Annotated in this window: 13 protein-coding genes; 3 read left to right on the top strand and 10 right to left on the bottom strand. The window is 72.6% G+C overall.

The genetic code is table 11. From position 1 onward, the window contains the following. Positions 1-160 precede the first annotated feature (160 nt). Positions 161-2,956, top strand: a complete 2,796-nt coding sequence (locus ABT061_RS10320; RefSeq protein WP_350914870.1) for a helix-turn-helix transcriptional regulator — start codon at positions 161-163, stop codon at positions 2,954-2,956. Positions 2,957-3,100: 144 nt separating this feature from the next. Here ABT061_RS10320 and ABT061_RS10315 read toward each other — a convergent pair whose 3' ends face one another. The 5 genes from ABT061_RS10315 to ABT061_RS10295 all read right to left on the bottom strand — a co-directional run bounded on the left by ABT061_RS10315 (position 3,101) and on the right by ABT061_RS10295 (position 9,512). Further along, positions 3,101-4,093, bottom strand: a complete 993-nt coding sequence (locus tag ABT061_RS10315) for a TolB family protein (protein ID WP_350914867.1) — start codon at positions 4,091-4,093, stop codon at positions 3,101-3,103. Beyond that, on the bottom strand, positions 4,090-5,307 hold the full coding sequence (locus ABT061_RS10310) for an MFS transporter (protein ID WP_350914865.1): 1,218 nt from the start codon (positions 5,305-5,307) through the stop codon (positions 4,090-4,092). Before ABT061_RS10310 ends, ABT061_RS10315 begins: the two co-directional genes overlap by 4 nt. A 90-nt stretch (positions 5,308-5,397) precedes the next feature. Beyond that, a complete protein-coding gene (locus tag ABT061_RS10305; RefSeq protein ID WP_350914863.1) occupies positions 5,398-6,756 on the bottom strand; it encodes a discoidin domain-containing protein in 1,359 nt (452 codons plus the stop codon). Between the two features lie 108 nt (positions 6,757-6,864). Further along, positions 6,865-8,196, bottom strand: coding sequence for a discoidin domain-containing protein (locus ABT061_RS10300; RefSeq protein WP_350914861.1), 1,332 nt, complete (start codon positions 8,194-8,196; stop codon positions 6,865-6,867). Between the two features lie 92 nt (positions 8,197-8,288). After that, on the bottom strand, positions 8,289-9,512 hold the full coding sequence (locus ABT061_RS10295; protein WP_350914859.1) for a heparin lyase I family protein: 1,224 nt from the start codon (positions 9,510-9,512) through the stop codon (positions 8,289-8,291). A 273-nt stretch (positions 9,513-9,785) separates the two neighbouring features. On the opposite strand from ABT061_RS10295, the gene ABT061_RS10290 reads away from it, so the two are divergent. Next, positions 9,786-10,406, top strand: a complete 621-nt coding sequence (locus ABT061_RS10290) for a superoxide dismutase family protein (RefSeq protein ID WP_350914857.1) — start codon at positions 9,786-9,788, stop codon at positions 10,404-10,406. A gap of 243 nt (positions 10,407-10,649) precedes the next feature. Here the strand turns inward: ABT061_RS10290 and ABT061_RS10285 are convergent, their stop codons facing one another. Both ABT061_RS10285 and ABT061_RS10280 read right to left on the bottom strand, forming a co-directional pair. Further along, the gene (locus tag ABT061_RS10285) at positions 10,650-11,804 is read right to left on the bottom strand and encodes a sensor histidine kinase (RefSeq protein ID WP_350914855.1); all 1,155 of its coding nucleotides are present in this window, start codon (positions 11,802-11,804) and stop codon (positions 10,650-10,652) included. 49 nt (positions 11,805-11,853) lie between these two features. Then, entirely contained in the window at positions 11,854-12,510 is a 657-nt protein-coding gene (locus ABT061_RS10280; protein ID WP_350914853.1) for a response regulator transcription factor, read from the bottom strand. A gap of 153 nt (positions 12,511-12,663) precedes the next feature. On the opposite strand from ABT061_RS10280, the gene ABT061_RS10275 reads away from it, so the two are divergent. Next, entirely contained in the window at positions 12,664-14,097 is a 1,434-nt protein-coding gene (locus tag ABT061_RS10275; RefSeq protein ID WP_350914850.1) for a hypothetical protein, read from the top strand. Here ABT061_RS10275 and ABT061_RS10270 read toward each other — a convergent pair. The 3 genes from ABT061_RS10270 to ABT061_RS10260 all read right to left on the bottom strand — a co-directional run bounded on the left by ABT061_RS10270 (position 14,039) and on the right by ABT061_RS10260 (position 16,023). Next, positions 14,039-14,491 (bottom strand): hypothetical protein, encoded by a 453-nt coding sequence (locus ABT061_RS10270; RefSeq protein ID WP_350914849.1) that lies wholly within the window; start codon positions 14,489-14,491, stop codon positions 14,039-14,041. The genes ABT061_RS10275 and ABT061_RS10270 overlap by 59 nt on opposite strands. Then, positions 14,488-15,009, bottom strand: a complete 522-nt coding sequence (locus ABT061_RS10265) for an RNA polymerase sigma factor (RefSeq protein WP_350914848.1) — start codon at positions 15,007-15,009, stop codon at positions 14,488-14,490. The genes ABT061_RS10270 and ABT061_RS10265 overlap by 4 nt, the downstream gene beginning before the upstream one ends. Before the next feature lie 78 nt (positions 15,010-15,087). Further along, positions 15,088-16,023 (bottom strand): polysaccharide deacetylase family protein, encoded by a 936-nt coding sequence (locus ABT061_RS10260; protein WP_350914847.1) that lies wholly within the window; start codon positions 16,021-16,023, stop codon positions 15,088-15,090. Between the last annotated feature and the right edge of the window lie 116 nt (positions 16,024-16,139).

Here is a 16,139-nt window from a genome sequence, read left to right as displayed (position 1 = left end):
ACAACCCTCCGGCTGTCTCGCGATCGCCGTTCCCCGCACCGACTCCAGGCGCCGGTGAGTTGGATTATTCATCGGCCGCCACGGATTCCACGTGATATTCCTCCCATAATCGTGGGTAAAGATCGACCCCTGATGAACTTCCGGCGTTGAGGGAGGTCATGTGCGCCCGTATGGCGACGCGCCGGAGGCGATACCCCATGACGAGCCCCACGGCGGGCACGGCGCCGGCGCCGGGAACCACCGCCCTGCCTGGCCCTTCGTCGGACGGGCAGCCGAGACCCGGGCCGCCGTGGCCCGGCTCGGACGGCAGGGCGAGCCGGGCGTGCTGCTCGTCGGCGAGGCGGGAGTCGGCAAGTCCCGGCTGCTGGACCCGATCGTGCTCGGCTGCCGTGACGAGGGCATGCACGTCGTCGTGACGGCCGGGGCCGAGGCGTCGAGCGGCCTGCCGTTCGCGACGATGGCGGCCCTGCTGCCCGAACAGGTCCACCGGGACACGGCGAACGTCTTCGGCGCCGCCGCCGACGCGCTGCGCGAGGCCGCGGGCGACCGCACGTGCGTCGTGGTCATCGACGACGTGCATCACCTCGACGAGGCGTCCGTCGCCCTGGTCCAGCATCTGGCCGCCACCGCGGGGGCGCGCATCCTCGCCACCGCCAGGACCGGCCGCACGGACGCACCGGCCGTCACGGCACTGCTGCGCCGTCCCTTCGTCCAGACGTCGGCGGTCGAGCCGCTGGACCGCGCGACGGTCGGCGCCCTGCTCGGCGCGGCGCTGGACGGGCCGGTCGACGGGCTGACCGTCGACCGGCTGTGGCGCGTCACACGAGGCAACCCGCTGTTCCTCCGCCATCTCGTGGAGGCCTGCCTGGCCTCGGGAACCTTGCGCCGGGTCAGCGAGATGTGGCGGTGGAAGGGCCGGATACCGTCCCAGCACGGGCTGCGCGACCTGGTCACGGGCCTGCTCGGCGGCCTCACCGGTGACGAGGCCCGTGCGCTGTCGTACGTGGCGCACGCCGAGCCGGTGTCGCTCGACGTGATCGAGGCACTCGTGGACACGTCCGTACTGGTGGAGCTGGAACAGCGCGCACTGATCGCGGTCGAGCGGGTACACCGCGACCTCGTGGTCCGGCTGGGGCATCCGCTGTACGGCGAGACCGTCCGGGCCCGATCCGGCGCGGACGAGCGCCGGGACGTCTACCGCACGCTCGCCCGCGCGGTGGTCCACGGCCGGGCGGCCGTGGACCAGGCGCGGCTGCAAGCGGTGACGTGGCAGCTGGCCGCGGGCGACCCGGTGCCCGGCGACCAGGTGGTGGGCGCCGCCTCCGACGCGCTGGCGCGCTGCGACGCCCCGCTGGCCGAACGGCTGGCACGCCACGCCGGCACCACGGCGGGCGCGGACGTGCTGGCGCGGGCCCTGGTCGCCCAGGACAAGGCGACCGAGGCGGAGTTTCTGCTGGGCAGGCGCATGTCCGGCGGGACCGGTTCGCCGGACGAGCTCGCCAAGGTGGCGGCGTTGCGCGCGCTCAACCTGTTCTGGAACCTGCGGCGCCCCGCCGAGGCGGAGAAGATCGTCCGGCAGGCCCGTGCCGCGGGTCCCCTGGACGGGGAGGCCACCGCCGAGCTGGCCGTCGCCGAGCTGGCGCTGATCGCCTTCGGCGACGGCGCGACGGGGCTCGTCTCCGATCTGGTCCCGGCCGACCTGGCCCAGCTGTCCGCCGGGGTGCGGGACGGCGTGATCGCGAGCGTCTGCGACCCGCTCCAGGCGTACCTGAACATCTACCTCGGCCGGCCCTCGCAGGTGGCCGACGGCTACGCGGCGGGGCGGCTGGGCGCACCTCGGGTGTGGGGCGCGATGGGTGCCGCCACGGCGGCCTGTCACGTGCAGGCCCTCGCCCTGGCGGGCCGGCTCGGCGAGGCGTTCGCCGTGGCCCGCTCCGGCTACCGGGCGGCCGTCGAGCGGGAGGTCTCGGCCGAGGCCGCGCTGCTCACCTTCGAGCTGGGCATCTGCGAGGTGTGGGCGGGACGGCCGAGCCGGGCGCTGCCCCACTTCCGGGAGGCCCGCACGCTCCTCGACCGCCACGTGCCCTTTCCGATCCAGATCTACGTCTTCGCCGAGCACGCCGCCTGCCTGGCCGCCGTGGGCCGGTTCGACGAGGGTCGCCGGACGCTGGAGGAGGTCACCCGGCGGCTTCCCGCCACGTCGAACCTGCACAGCCACCTGGACCTGGCGAGGCTCCGCGTCGACGCCCTGGCCGGCGGAGCAGCGGAGGCCGGGGCGGGCCGGGCGAAGGTCGCGGAGGCCGTGGCCTCGCTGGGCATGCGTTACCGGTCGGCGGGGTGGTTCACCAAGGCGGTCGAGGCGTTCTACCACTCGGTACGGCTGCGCCCCTCGCGCACCGTCGCGGAGTCCCTGCACGAGGTGGTCGCCCGCTGCGACAGCGAGCTGTTCACGCTGTTCGACCGGCACGGCCGGGCGGCCGCCGGCGGGGACGTCGACGCCCTGCTCTCCGTGGCGGACGAGCTGGCGGAGCGCGGCTACAACAGCCTGGCCAGGGAAGCCCTGTCGACCGCGACCGACTTCGCCGCCCGGCGGGGCGCGGAACGCCTGGTGGCCCGGTTACGGATCCAGGGGCGTGACCTGGCCCGGCTGTGCGAGGGGTACGGGCCGCCGTGGGCGGTGCGGGCCGAGCCGCAGGCGGCACTGAGCGAGCGCGAGCGCGAGACGTGCGAGCTCGCGGCGGGCGGCATGACCAACGACGCCATCGCCGAGCACCTCGGCCTGTCCAGGCGGACGGTCGCCAACCACCTGCAACGCGCCTACGGCAAGCTCGGCGTCCGGGGACGGGAGGACCTGGCCGAGGCCCTCGGCCTGCCACGGCCGGTACCGCCGGTGGGCCTGACCTGGCTCTCACCGGATCCACCGGGCGGCGGGACCGGCCCGGGCCGGCTCCCCTGACAGGACCGGCCGAGCCCCTGGCGACGGGACCGGTCCTCGGACGGCCCCCACGGCGGGACCGGCAGCAGCGGCCCCTGACAGCGGAGGCCGGGACGGGTGCCGTGACGGAACCCGGCCGCGGCCTCCGCGGCGGGTCCGGACGGGTCAGCCCAGAGGTGCGGGGGACTCCGCGTCGGGGACCAGCAGGCGCGCGCGGCCCCCGCCGTCCGCGGGAACGGCCCAGACGTCGGAGTGCCGCGCGTCCCTCGCCACGCCGTACATCACCGTGCGGTCGTCGAGCCAGGCGGGCTGATCGTCGACGGCGCGCGTCTCGGCCAGCGGGGTCTCGGACATGGTCGCCAGGTCCAGGACGGCAGGTCGCCACGCCCCGCCTGGCTGGGGTTTCTTGAAGGCCAGCCGGGTGCCGTCCGGCGACAGCGAGGGACACTCCACGTTCTGGCGGAGGGTCCGCACGCGCCGCGCCGCGAAGTCGCCCTCGACGAGGTACGTCCGGCCGCCGGTCGACATGGTGGCGTAGAAGCGGTTGTCGTCCGCGGCGAACGTGACACCCCAGAAGTTCACGTCGGCGGCCTCGTACGGGCGGCCGTCACGGGTGACGGCGAAGGTCTCCAGGGTGCCGGCCACATCCCCGGTACGGGTGTCGAGGATTCCCGAGCGGGTGGAGAACGCACCGGCGTCGTTGTAGGAGTCGCCCTGGACGAACACGGTCCACGACACCATCCGCCCGCTCGCCGACACTCTGGCGCGGCTGGGCACCCCGGCGAACGGGCTGGACCAGGTCTGCCGCAGGCGCGTGTCGAACAGCACGGTCTCGTAGGAGCCCGGCGCGTCCGCCTCCTCACGCAGGCAGACGCCGGTGCCGCCCGCCGCGTACGCGCGGACGCAGGCCAGGGCCAGGACGTCGCGCCGGCCCCGGCCCGCGACGACGAGCCTGCCGTGCTCCGGCCCGTCGGCGGTGCTGCGCACCAGCACGCCGGGCCCGGCCGGCAGGCCGGTGACGGGTGAGGCGGCGGGCGAGGCGGTGAACGGTGTCGCGGGCGCGTCCGGCCGCGCGGCGCCGGACAGCAGCGCGAACCCGACCGCCACCGCCGCCAGGACGGCGGTGGCCAGGATCGCGACGGCGACGCGGGCCCTCATCGCAGCCACCGCCCGCACAGCGGGAGCGCGAACGCGACGGCCCCCGCGGCGGCCCAGCAGGCCGGGGCCGGTCCCCACATCTGCCACACCGCGCCGAAGGCCGCCGAGGAGACCAGATAGGCCAGCGCCTGCCCGGTCTGCACGACCGCCATCCCGCTGGTACGCCACCGTTCGGGCACGACAGGCCCGGCGCACGCCATCAGTACCCCGTCCGTCGCGGCGTAGAAGGTTCCGTAGAGCAGCAGGACCAGCGGGATGGACCCGCCTCCCGTCGCGAGCAGCACGTACACGCCGAGCAGGGCCGCGCATCCGGCCATCACCGTCGTGCCGCGGCCCACCCGGTCGGCGAGCCGGCCCATCGGCGTCGCCAGCAGCAGGTAGGCCAGGTTCGTCCCCACCGCGAGCAGGGGAAACCACATGATCGACAGATCCTCGCGGCGCTGCAGGATCAGATAGACGAACCCGTCACCGATCGTGACCAGGCCGAGGAGCACGGCGGCCGACCAGACCCGCCGCACCCCCGGGGCCCGGAGCAGCTCCCACGGTGAGGTCCGGGCCCGCCGCTCGGCGAGCGGAGCCGGCTCGCGCCGGTCCCGGACGAACAGCGCCAGCAGCAGCACGCCGAGGGTCGCGGCGCAGAAGCTCGCCACGAACACCGCCGGGAACGCCTGGCCGGAGCCCGCCAGGGCCAGCACCGCGAGCGCGGCCAGCGGCCCGAGAAAGGCTCCCACCGCGTCCATCGTGCGGTGGATCCCGAAGGCCCGCCCCAGCATGGGTTCCGGAACCGACAGGGTGATCAGCGCGTCGCGCGGCGGGGTGCGCAGCCCCTTGCCGATCCGGTCGGCCGCCAGCGCGCCGCCGATCCCCGCCACGGACGGCCCCGCCGCGAGCAGGCCGAGCCTGGCCAGGGCCGACAGGCCGTACCCGAAACCGGCGACCGCCTTGCGTAGACGCCACCTGTCGGCCGCGTACCCGCCTGCGAGCCTGAACACCGCGGTCATGCCGGCGTGGAGCCCGTCGAGCACGCCGTACTGGACCATGCCGAGGTGTAGCCCCAGCACGAGATAGGCGGGCAACACCGCGGCCACCATCTCGGCGGAGACATCCGTCACCAGGCTGACCAGGCCCAGTGCGAGCACGTTGCCCGACAGCAGGCGGCGGACCGGGCCGCCCTCCCGTGCCACGGGCGCGGACCCGGCGGTCGACAGGTACACGTGGAACCGCCTCCTCTGCGAGCGGTGGAGCGGTGACCGGGCCGGTCACCCGCGGGTACGGACGAGTGGGGACCTGAGGCGAAGACCCGATCAGTTGCAGGAGACCGGGCCCCCGCTGTCGAGGACCGCGCCGTCGTACCGCACGAACTGCCACGAGTAGCCGCCCGCGGCCAGGGTGAGCTTGAGCACCCCGTTCGCCAGCAGGCGCTTCTCGCTGTTGGCCCGGATCGTGCCGAAGGGGCTCGTCGACGCGCCCCCGGTGCCGACGATGAACTGCCGGATCCCCGACGAGGAGGGCTCGGCGGTCGGCTTCTGCTTCGCGAACCGCTCGTAGTCGTGGTCGTGACCGCTGAGCACCAGGTCCGCGCGGACGCCGTACAGGACGTCCCAGAACGGCCTCATGTTGGGGAAGTTGCCGTGCGAGGAGCCGGAGCTGAAGAGCGGGCGGTGCCAGTAGGCCAGCACGCAGGGTTTGGTGTTGCGAGCGAGGTCGTTCTGGAGCCAGGTGACCTGCTCGCTGCCCGCGGTCCGGCTCGTCTCGGAGTTGAGCGAGACGATGTGCCAGTTGCCCAGGTCGAAGCTGTACCAGCTCTTCCCCGCGGGTGTGGCCGCCGCGCCGAAGTACTTGAAGTAGCCCGCCGCTCCGTCGCCGAGCCCGTACTCGTGGTTGCCCGGCGTCGGTTTGGTCCTCGCCTTGAACCGGCCCCAGGTCGGCGCGTAGTAGCGGGTGAACTCGTCATAGGTGCCGTTCTCGTACTGGTTGTCGCCCAGGGTCAGCACGGCGGCGGGGTCGATGGCGAGGACCCTGTCGGAGGTGCGCGTGTGCGCGCAGCCGCTGCCCTGGCAGGTGGTGACCAGGTCACCCGCCGCCACGACCACCTGCTCGCCGCCCTGGCCCCCGTCGGGGCCGAGCGCGGCGGTCTCGCTGACGCTGGCCCAGGAGCCCTCCAGGCTCTGCCAGAAGGAGATCCGCACGTAGCGGGCGCTGACCGGCGCGGCGTACGGGTAGCTCTCGAAGCCCGCGGTGCTCCCGGAGCTGCGGCCGGCCCAGACCTTGGTGTAGGCCGCGCCGTCCGGCGAAGTGTAGATGTCGAAGTCGTTCCACCGCAGGTCGCCCCGGTGCCAGGCGATCTTCAGGCCGCACATGGTGCGCGCCTGGCCCAGGTCGAGCACCAGGTTCGCGCCGAACCCCTCCCCCGACCACCTGGTGGAGGTGTCGCCGTCGACCGCCTGCTGCGGCGGGTTCACCGGCTCCCAGGTGCTGGCCGTCACGCCGGAGACCGGCTGGGCGGTGGTACACCCGGGAATGGCCGGGACGACGTCGGAGGGGACGGCGACGGCTCGGCCTCGGGCCTGCTCGTCGGCCTGTGCGGTGCCTCCGGCGCCGAGCGCCGACAGCAGCAGGAGGAGGGCGCAGAGCGCCGCCCGTACGGGTTTCCTTCGTGACATGTGTGATCTCCCTGTCGGCAGTGGAGGCCGCCCGGCCGGTGTCCCAGGACACCGGCCGGGGTCCGGAAGGCGCGAACGTGACGGATCGAAGAGCACGGACGCGAGAGGTCAGGAGGCGCCGATGGCGGTGGCCTCGGCGATACTGGCCCAGCCGTTGCCCGCGGAGCTGTTCCACCACGAGATGCGGACGAACCGGGCCTGGCGCTGCGGGAAGCGGTACGGTTCCGCGTTCAGAGTGGTGCCCGAACTGCGGCCCTCCGCCACCTTGGTGTAGGTCACGTTGTCCGGCGAGGTGTAGACGGTGTAGTCGTTCCACCGCGTGTTGCCCAGGTGCCAGGCGACGTCGACCCCGCACACCGGGCGCGAGGTGCCCAGGTCGAGCACCAGGTTCGCGCCGTACCCCTGCCCCGACCAGCGCGTGGCCAGGTTGCCGTCGATCGCGTTCGCGGGCGGGTTGATCTCCTCCCACGTGCTGGCGGTCGCACCGGCGGCGGTCAGTTTCGCCGGGCAGGGGTTCGCCGGGCCGCCGGGGGCGATCTCCCGGACGCTGAACTTGGTCAGGTCGACCTTGGTGGCGTCGTCCCAGCGGAACGCCGCCTTCGGGCCGCCCCAGGTCACCTTCTCGGTACGGGTGCCGCCGCAGCGGTTGTCCGTCTCGATGGCCCATGTGCCGGTGTCGTCGCGGGACGTGACGCGGGTCCAGGTGTTGTTCCCCGCCCGGTCGAGGTACGCCTCCACCCGGACACCTCCCGGGATGTCGTACATGACCACCTTGAAGCCGACCATCTTGCCCTTGATCGAGGCACCGCCCCCGGTGTAGGTGCCCTTCGCGTATCCGTCGCCCCCGAGGTGGTAGAGCTCCTTCTCGATCTTGACGGCCCCGTCGGCGTAGCGCAGATCGCCCTTGTAGGCGGTTCCCCAGCACGTCTGGGGGGTCTGGCCGCTGCCGGTGTGCCGGGCGCCGCGCGCGTACCAGGTGAAGGCGTCGCTGTCGTCGGTGCCGCTGACGTAGCGGACGTATCCGGTGATCTCCACGTTGCGCCAGTCGTTGGCGTCGTGCATGAAGCCCCGCGAGCGCAGGTCGGGCTGGCGCCAGGTGAGACCGTCCTCGTCCTCGTCCTGGTCGTAGGTGGTCGTGGAGACGCCGATCCGGGCCGCGGTGTCCCGCACGCTGAAGGTGCCGTCCGGGTTGGGCGTCATGGTCGCCCCGTCGAGGCGGGGGTCGCCGCCGGGATTGTTCGACAGGTGCCAGACCTGCCCCCCGGCCCTGGTCGGGTAGATCATGCCCACGCCATCGACGGGGTCGTTGCCGGCCGCGGAAGCGGTGACCGTGGCTGCGACCTTGGCCGGGGTGGGGGCTCCGGTGGTGAACCCGGTGGTCGTCAAGGCGCCGGCGGCCGCCAGCGCGATCATCAGGGGGATGGGGCCGGGTCGTCGCATCGGGAGTCGCCTCTCCGCAGGGGAAATGTCGCCGGGTGCTCCCGTGCCGCGCGACGGCGGCACGGGAGCGGTGGGATCGCGTGCGGCACCGGTCAGGAGCCGAGGACGGCCGCTTCGGTGATGCTCGCCCAGTCGTTCTGGGGGTTCTTCCAGAAGGAGATCTTCACGTACTTGGCGTCACGCGGACCGTTCGTGAACAACTTCTGCTCAAGCCCGGTCGTCGTGCCCGAGCTCCGGCCCTCCCACGCCTTGGTGTAGGTCACGTTGTCCAGCGAGGTGTAGACGGTGTAGTCGTTCCACCGTTGGTCGCCCAGGTGCCAGGCGACCCGGGTGCCGCACAGCCGGCGCACCGAGCTCAGTTCCAGGAACAGCGAGGCGCCGAAGCCCTGCCCCGACCAGCGGGTGGACAGGTTGCCGTCGACGGCCTGCGCGGGCGGGTTGATCGGCTCGAAGGTGGACGCGGATGCGGCCGCCACGGGAAGTGCCGCGCAGACGGGGGCGCTGTCGGCGCCGGGCTTCACGTCCTCGTAGGTGGCCCGCTCGTCGCCCAGCCTCAGCGAGTCGTAGTACATGACCCGCTGGGTGGTGGTGGAGGTCGTCTTGTCCTTGTTGTTCCAGTCCCACTTGTAGATGCCGAACTTGAAGTACGGCGAGTACGGGCCTCCCGCGTGCGTGGCGCCGATATGCCGCGGCATGGCCTCCTGCCCGTCGCGCCACACCTCCAGTACTCCCTTTTCGTCGGTGCGCCACTTGACGTGGAAGACCCAGTCGGTCCACCTGCCGGTGGCGTAGGGGCCGAGGTCGATGATCTTCCCCCGGAAGTCGATCTTCCAGCGCCCCTCGTCGGTGAGCAGCGCCAGCGGTGGCGAGCCACTCGGGCAGTTTCTCTCGTCGCACTGGTGCCACTGGCTCACGATCTCGGACGAGGGGTCGTAGACCCAGTCGGCGGGCAGGTTGATGCTGAAGCCGTACCACCGCTCGGCGTTGACGGGCTGCTTGTTGTCCTGGCTGATCTCGGCACGCGTGCCGTTGGAGATGAGGGGGTCCATGCGGTTGAGCTCGAACTTCGCCGCGTAGGCGCCGTCCCGCACCGGGCTGGTCACGGTGCTGGCACCGTGACTCTTCTCCCACTGCTTGATGAAACCGGGCGGCGGGGCTCCCGGCATGGTCCGGTCGGCGGCGTTCTCCCAGTTCAGGGTCCTGAAGACGCCCGCGGGATCGGCGCTCGCCGACTGCGCGGACAGCGTCGAACCCCCGAGCGCCAGCGCCAGCGCCGCCGCGGTCAGTGCCGCGGCTCTCTTCCAGATCACTGTCATCAGCTCCCCAGTGGCAACCCGTGCCCCGCCACTCCGGCGCAGGCCGCGTGCTTGCCGGTATCCGTTGAGCACAGCGTTCCTGAGCGCTCCGTGACGGTCATGAGTAAGCGATGCTCAATAACCCGATGACCGGGTGTCAGGGGCTCCGGTAAGGCTGAACCCGCAGGAGTGCGGCGTGGTGACGCGGGCGCCCGCCCTTCCTGGGATATGAACCTGTGCTGGGGCCGCTCCCCTCCACAGCGGGGAGCCCGGAAACCGTACGGGGGATCTCTCATGTTTCGCAGGACCTGTCTCGTCCTGGCCGTCGCGCTCGGCGCGCCGGTGGCCGGCACCGGCACGGCCGCCCAGGCGACCTCACACGTACCGCGACAGCCCTGGCCGTCGGCCGAGGCCGTCATCAAGGACACGGCCGGAAAGAACGTCGGCTTTCTGAGCATCGACCACAGGCTGTACAACAAGTCCAGGCTCACGGTCACCGTCAGCGGCCTGAACGCCGGCTATCACGGCTTCCACATCCACACCAGGGGCGTCTGCGATCCCAAGGCGGTCGACCCGGTCACCGGCAGCCCCTTCTCCAGCGCGGGCGCGCACTTCAGCATCCACCCGGCCACGCACGGCCAGCACTCCGGCGACCTGCCCAACCTCCTCGTCGCCGAGGACGGCACCGGCGAGACCACGGTCGTGACCGACCGCTTCCGGGTGGGCCAGCTCTTCGACTCCGACGGCAGCTCCATCGTCATCCACACGCTGCCCGACAACCACGCCAACATCCCCGACCGCTACCGCCCCGCCGATGCCGGCGACCCGGCCGGCGGCGGCGGCCCGGACGCGGAGACCCTCAAGGCGGGAGACTCCGGCGGACGCGTCGCCTGCGGCGTGATCACCAGGAACTAGGATCCGCTGCCCGCCGCGTTGACGCCGGTCGCAGGCTCCAGCGACTTCCAACCGTCCTCCAAGAGCGGCCAGGCAGGATTTCCGCATAGAAAGGGGGATCATCGCCATGCAGGTCATGACCGGCCGGATACATCTGGCCCTGCTGCTCGCGTGGGCGGCCTTCGCCGCACTCGTACTACTGCTCGCCTGAGAGCACGCCCGGTACGGCCTCCGCCCGGGGGGACGGAGCCGTACCGGAATCCGTCAGGGGCTCTCGTACGGCAGCTCGACGGTGATCGTCAGGCCGCCCTCCTCCCTGGAGCCGGCGATCACGACACCGCCGTGCGCCTCGGCGACGACCCGGACTATCGACAGTCCCAGACCACTGCCGCGATCGGAGCGCAGCCGGTCGCCGTGGAGCCGCCGGAACGGCTCGAAGATGGTCTCTATCTCGTAGGGCGGGACGGGCAGCCCGGTGTTGGCCACCACCAGCTCCACCCGGTCGGCGCGATGGCGGGTGGACACCCACACCTGGCCGCCGCCGTGGTTGTGCCGGATCGCGTTCTCCACGAGGTTCTGCACGAGCCTCTCGACCAGCACCGGCTCACCTGCGGTCGGTGCGGGGTCCAGCAGCCTGTGCACGGTCACCTCGCGCTCCTCGGCCTCCTTGCCCGCCAGGTCGAGCACGTGCTCGACCACGTCCGTCAGGTCGAAGGGACGGCGGTCCAGGACGGCCTGCTCGCCCTCGGCGAGGGCGAGCAGGCCGTCGATCAGCCGTTCGTGGCGGGTGTTGACCAGTAGCAGGGACTCGCCGAGCCGCTTGACGTCCTCTGTCGCGTCGGGCCGCCGGACCGCCACGTCCACCAGGGTGCGGTTGATGGTGAGCGGGGTGCGCAGCTCATGGGAGGCGTTGGCGACGAACCGCCGCTGGCCGTCGAAGGAGCGGGCCAGGCGGGCCAGGATGACGTCGACGATGTCGGCGAGCTCCTTGACCTCGTCATCCGGCCCGTCGTGGGCTATCCGCCCGGTGAGGTCGTGGCTCTGCGCGACGCGCCGCGCGCTCGTGGTCACCGACCTGATGGGGCGGAGCGCCCAGCCGGCGGCCCGCCAGCCGGCCGCCGCCGCGACCCCGGCCGTCGCGATGAGGGCGAGGCCGCCCACGGTGAGCACGTTCTTGATCGTGTCGGCCTGGTAGATGCGCCTGACCTGCGCGACCCGCTGCTCCGCCGCCCCGTACGAGGGATGTTCGGGCATGAGGACGAAGTTCGATACCCGGATGTAGGCGGGATGCCGCAGCCCGTCGCGGGGCTCCAGGCTCTGCCGTACGACCAGGGTGACCGCGACAAGCAGGAGGGCTCCGGCCAGGAGGAAGACCGCGCCACAGGCCAGCGCGAATCTGAGGCGGACGCTCGTCCTCATCGAATCTCCTTCAGCGTGGGGCCCCCTGGCACCGGCCATGGGGAGAAGGTCACGGGATGCGGTACCCGACGCCCGTGACGGTCTCGATGACCGGTGGATCGCCGATCTTGCGGCGCAGCTTCATCATCGTGGTCCGCACGGTGTTGGTGAACGGGTCGGTGTGCTCGTCCCACACCTTCTCCAGCAGCGTCTCACTGGAGACCACCGCCCCGTCGGCACGGAGCAGCTCGGCCAGCACGCCGAACTCCTTGCGGGCGAGCGGCACGTAGCGGCCGTCGCGGAACACCTGCCGGTGCGCCCGGTCCAGGCTGATGCCGGCCCGCACCAGCATCGGCGGGTCGGCGGGGCGCACCCGGCGGCCCAGCGCGTGGACGCGGGCCGTCAGCTCCTCGAAGGCGAACGGCTTGGGCAGGTAGTCGTCGGCCCCCAGGGACAGTCCCGCCACCCGGCAGCGCACGTCACCCGCCGCGGTGAGCATGATGATCCGCACCAGGCCGCCCTCGGCGACCACGGCCCTGCACACGTCGTCGCCGTGCAGGCCCGGCAGGTCCCGGTCCAGGACGAGCACGTCGTAGTCGTGGATCCGCAGCCGTTCCAGCGCCGCCTCCCCGTCGTAGGCGACGTCGACGGCGAGCGCCTCCCCGCGCAGCCCCTCCGCGATCGAGTCGGCGAGCATTCTCTCGTCCTCGACCACCAACACCCGCAAAACATGCCTCCCCTGGCTCCGAGTCGCGCCAGCCTGCCACAGGCCGCATAACGCGGGCATAACCGGATTCGGTGACGTCAAGGTTATCGATCACTCGCTGGACTGCTCCCACCGCGCCGGGACTCCCCCGGCCCCGGAACGGGGGAACCATCCATGCTCGCCTCACCCGGCGGCGTCACGACCATGCCCACCGCGCCCGGCCGGAACGGGCCGCGCGACCGGCTCCTCGGTGGTCACCTGCCGTTCGCCGTCGCGATCGCGCTGGCGGCGGGGCTCCGCGTCCTCGTCATGCTCGGCTACGACACCGCCCAGCTCTACTGGTACGACTCCTTCACCTACCTCAACACCGCGGTCCATCTGGAGCCCTCCGGCGCGTTCCATCCGGCCGGGTACCCCTTCCTGCTCCGGCTGCTGCTGCCCTTCCACAGCGTCCAGCTCATCGCGGGCCTCCAGCACCTGATGGGCCTGGGCACGGCCCTGATGATCTATCTGGTGCTGCGCCGCCACGCACTCCCCGGCTGGGGTGCGGCCCTGGCCACCCTGCCGATCCTGTTCAACCCCGCGTTCCTACGGCTCGAACACGCGGTGCTCTCCGACACCCAGGTCATCTTCCTCGTCACGGCCGCCCTGACGGTGCTCATGTGGCGGGAGCGCCCTTCGGCGCGGGCGGCCGCGGCCACGGGCCTGCTGCTGGCGCTGGCCGGGCTCACCCGCACGGTCGCGGTGCCGCTGCTCGGCCTGGTCCTGCTCCACCTGCTCCTGCGGCGGGCCGGCTGGAAGCGGGTGGTCGCGCTGGTCGTCGCCGGGACGCTGCCGCTCGCCGCCTACGCGGGCTGGTATCAGCAGCATCACGGGCGGTTCGCGCTCAGCGGCTCCGACGGTGTGGCGCTGTGGGCGCGCACGATGACGTTCGCCGACTGCTCGGTGATCAGACCACCGGCCCGGGAGGCGGTGCTCTGCCCGAACGGCACGGTGGTCGACGCCGCGTCCGAGTACGTCTGGGCTGCCGACGCCTCACTCAACAGGTTGCCCGGAGGGCGGTTCGCCCACAACGACCTGGCCAGGTCCTTCGCACTGCGTGCCATCGCCGCGCAGCCGCTCGACTACCTCCGCGAGGTCGCCCGCGACACCTCGCTCACCTTCGCGGCGACCCCGGTGCGCCACCCCCTGCGGGTCTCCCCCGCCCTGACGTTCCCCGTCGGTTCCTGGCCGCTGCCCGCCTTCCCGCTGATCGACCAGGTACGCCGGGAGTACGACGGCGACATCCGGGGGATGTCGTCGGTCGAGCCCTACGGGAACCTCCTCGGCGCCTACTCCTACCCCGGGGTCCTGCACGGCCCGCTGCTCGGCGCGCTCCTGCTGCTGGGCGGCCTCGGAGCCGTCGGGCGGCGGCGCCCGGCCCTGCTGCCGTGGGCGGCGGCCGTCTTCCTGCTCGTCGCCCCGATCGCCGCGCTGGACTTCGACCACCGCTACGTGCTGCCGTCGATCCCGATGGCCTGCCTCGCCGCGGCCCTGGCCGCGGCGGGCCTCAGCCGCCGAGCTCGTGCTTGCGTCGCAGCAGGGCGGCGCGGTCGGCGCGGGCCCTGAGCAGGAACGCCACCGCGAGCATGGCCAGCGTCGCGGCGACGGCGACCCCCGCCGCACCCGCCCAGGTCCCCCTGGTGATCGCGATCGCGGCCGTGCCCGCCGTCAGCAGGGCGGTCGCGGCCACCGCCAGCCAGGCGGCGACCACCCGGTCGAGGGCGAACAGCGGCGTCCTGCGGGTCAGCGCCCAGGCTCCGTAGCCGGCCCAGGCCAGGCCGAGCGCGACCATCGCGCCGAAGGCCAGGTGGGTACGACCCGGCAGGGCGGGTTCCGTGGCCCACAGCAGACCGGTGAACAGCGCCCCGCCCAGCCCGCCGAGCAGTGCCACGACGTTGCCGATCCGGCGGCGCAGCGACAGCGGCCCGGCCAGCCTGCCGATCATGTCGTCGGGGTTCATTCTCGATATCCCTTCTCCGTGAGCCGGTCGCGCAGCATGCGCCGCGCGCGGGACAGGCGTGACTTGACGGTGCCGGCGGGGACGGCGCAGATCTGCGCGCAGTCCTCCAGGGAGAGATCGTGCAGGTAGAACAGCACGAGGATCTCCCGCTCCCTGACCGGCAGCTCCGACAGGCCCGCCAGCAGGCCGGCGCGGTCCACAAGGGCGTCGGCCGGGTCGCCGGTCGCGCGTTCCTCCTCCGCCAGGACCTCGGGTCTGGCGTACTCCTCACGGAGCCGGTCGGCCACCGCACGCCTGGCGATCGTGAACAGCCAGGGCGCGAACCGGCCCGGCTCCCTCAGCCGCGGCAGCCCGCGCACCACGGCCACCCAGACCTCCTGGGCCACGTCGTCGGCTTGCGCGGGCCCCAGCATGCGCCGCACGTAGTTCCAAACCGGATCGTGCCAGGCCCTCACCAGCTCGGCGAACGCCTCGCGCTCGCCGAGCCGGCACCGGACCACCAGCAGTTCGTCAGTCACCCTGCCTCCTCAACCGGAACAGTCGGGAAACGGGCACGGGAGGTTCACGCTCCGCCGCGAGGACAGGCTCGGAGGATCTCAGAAGCCGCTGTCGACGGGGTACTTCCTGCCCGACACCAGGCGCCTGCCGTACAGCTCGGAGAGCGTGACCAGCCGGTATCCCTTGGCGGCGAAATGGTGCAGCAGCCGCGGAACGGCCTGGACGGTGGAGGCATGGATGTCGTGCATCAGCACGATGGAGCCCGGTTTCGCCTCGGCCGCGCGGCGGGCGACGATCGAGGAGTCCCTGTCACGCCAGTCGAGCGTGTCGACATCCCACAGGATCTGGGCGAGCCCCAGGTGGCGGCTCTCCGCGGCGACCCGGGCATCGGTCGCCCCGTACGGCGGGCGCATGAGGTCCATCGTCACCCCCGTCGCGCGCTTGACGATCCACTGGGTACGGTTCAGCTGCTCTCTGATACCGGCCTCCGACAGCCCGGGCAGCTCCGGGTGGCTCCAGCTGTGGTTGCCCAGTTCGTGCCCATCGGCCACCATCCTGCGAAGGATCCGCTCGCCGTCCCCGGGCACCATCTGCCCGACGACGAAGAAGGTCGCCCTGCCCCGGTGCCTGGCGAGCATGTCGAGCAGGGCATTGGTGTAGGCCCCCGGACCGTCGTCGAAGGTCAGCGCCACGCATCTGACCCGCTCGCAGTTGATCCTGCGTGCCGGGCGCGGAACGGGGAAGTTTCCCACCGGCCAGTCCGGCCGGGCCTCGGCCCTCCTCGCGCCCGCCGTCCCCGAGGCGGTCGCTGAGGGCGCGCCGGCGGCGGGGGCACCGGCGGGGACACCGGCGGGCGCGGTACGCCCCGGGGGTCCGGTCGGCCCGGCGGGCACGATGGGCACGATGGGGGCGGTCGGCTCGTTCGGCCCGATCGGTGTGGCCCGCCCGGTGGGCGCGATGGTCGCGGTAGGCGAGGGCGCGCCTGTCGTGGTGCTCGGAGAAGCGCACCCAGCCGCCGCGAGCAGCAAGGCCATCGACACCATCCGTACCCGCATGCTTCCCCCCGAAAGCAGCGCGGGGACGGCGAGCGGCCCCCGGCCGTGTCCCCCGCAAGGTCATGGCCGGGTCTTCCCCCAGGATGGGACATAGA

Origin of the sequence: Streptosporangium sp. NPDC002544, assembly GCF_040295965.1 — a bacterium.
Classification (GTDB): Bacteria; Actinomycetota; Actinomycetes; order Streptosporangiales; family Streptosporangiaceae; genus Streptosporangium.
Note: the sequence above shows the minus strand (reverse complement) of the source record. Positions and strands in the feature narration are given on the sequence as shown.